The sequence below is a fragment of the Micromonospora craterilacus genome (assembly GCF_003236315.1).
In the GTDB taxonomy this organism is placed as follows: Bacteria; Actinomycetota; Actinomycetes; order Mycobacteriales; family Micromonosporaceae; genus Micromonospora; species Micromonospora craterilacus.
In genome coordinates, this window is sequence record NZ_POTY01000450.1 from 1 (window position 1) to 1799 (window position 1799).

A 1799-nucleotide genomic window follows, 5' to 3' on the forward strand; every position below is an offset into this window, starting at 1 on the left:
GTCCGGTCCGTCGGTGTGGTGGTCGTACCGGGGGTCGAAGGCGGGCAGCGGGGCGGGGCTGTCGTTGTAGAGGATCAGGGTGCTGCCCGGCGCGACCGCGGCGAAGTCCACCAGCACGTCGGCCCGCTCGCCGGGGGCCAGCAGCAGCGCGTGACCGTCGACGTTGAGCACGGTCGGGTCGCGCCGGTCGTACCGGAACCCGACCGGCTGGCTCGGGATCACCACGGGTGCCGGCAGCAGGCCGCACTCGTTGCCGATCCGGATCAGGTCAGGCCCGGTGGCGTCTGGGCTCGGCACGCCGCCGGGCCGGCCGTCGGTCGGCCAGCCCGCCGGTCGGTCGGGCGCGCGGACGGCCTCGACCATCGGCACCTCACCGGCGGCGGCGTCGGCCAGCCGGCCCTCCGGCGTCCACATCGGCGCGTCCGAGGCGGCCCGGTACAGCTGGAGGCTGAGCCAGCGGTCGGTGCAGGCGTTCAGGATCCGCCACCGGTAGAGCCGGGGCTCGACCTCCAGGTACGGGTACGCGGCGCCGTTGACCAGCACGGTGTCGCCGTACGCGGCGGGCACCGCGCTCGGCTGCGGCACGCCGGGGACCTCCGGCGGCTCGTCCGGGTCGGTGACCGGGTCGTGGTGCGGGTTGGGCACCGCCGTGGCGGGTGCGTCGGGGCCGGCGGCCGTCGCGGTACGCGACCACGGCCCGTAGTCCCACCGGCCGGTCGGGTTGAGCCCGTCCGGCCGGTACGGGTTCTGTCGGGGCTGGTAGACGTGCGGGTGCCAGAGCGTGCCGCGGGCGCCCCAGCGGTCCCGGTCCCAGGTCGGATCCTGGGCGGCGAGCTGCGCGTCGTCCGGCACGAACGTCTTGTCCTCGAAGACCAGCGGCAGTTCCTCGGCGGGCAGCACCCCGTCGGCGACCAGCCGCTCCTGCGCCTCGTCGGTGAGCAGGTAGAGCGCGACCTGCCCGGAGTAGGCGGTCAGCCGGGACAGCCCGACGGTGTTGTCGTGGAACCAGAGCAGCCGACCGCTCTGCTCGTTCGGGAAGTAGAGGGTGGTGGCGCCCTGCCCGGGATGGGCCATGTCGGGGACGTGGGTCAGCCCGGTGCCGGTCGGGTAGGGGGTGATCTCGCCCGCCGGGGTGATCCAGTGCCAGGGGTTGCCGGCGCTGATCCAGCCGGTCAGCGCGCCGCAGAGGTGCAGCACGGCCCGGTTCTGCGGGTAGGGTGCCGGCCCGGCGAGCGGACCCGCGCCGGCACCGGGCACGGTCGGGTCGACCGGAAGGAATAGGTTGCCGGCCCGGCCGGCGGGCAGCTGGTTGATGAACTTGATCCGCACCGGTCGGCCCCGGCGGGCCACCACGACCGGGCCGAGGTGCCAGGGGCGTTGCGGCGGGGCGACGGTGTTGTGCCCGTCGACGTCGGTGCCCAGGTTGAGCTGCCGGTAGCCGCGCAGCCGGGTCGCCGGCAGGTCGCGGTGCAGGCGTTGGGCGTACTCCTGGAGGCCGATCTCGTAGTAGTCGCAGCCCGGGTAGGTGATGGTGTCGGGCACCGCGATCGGCAGGTGGGCACCGAGCGGGGTACGTCCCAGCGCGCCCAGCCCGGGCAGCGGGTCGACGAACTTGCGTATCCCGGTGCCGGCCACCACCTCTCCGGCGTCGTCGAGGACCGGCAGCGGGCTGTACGCGTGGTTCGGCACCGGGCCGAAGCAGCGGGGAATGGCCGCCGGATCCAGGCTCGCCGGTGCCGGCGGTGGCGCCTGGATCGGCGGTGGTGTCGGAGCCGGTGGTGCCTTGGTGGGGGTGGTGC

At 74.9% G+C, this 1799-nt stretch carries 1 pseudogene; it reads right to left on the bottom strand.

What is annotated here, in order from left to right:
- Positions 1-1799 (bottom strand): annotated as a pseudogene (locus tag C1I95_RS33700) (hypothetical protein); the annotation flags it as partial.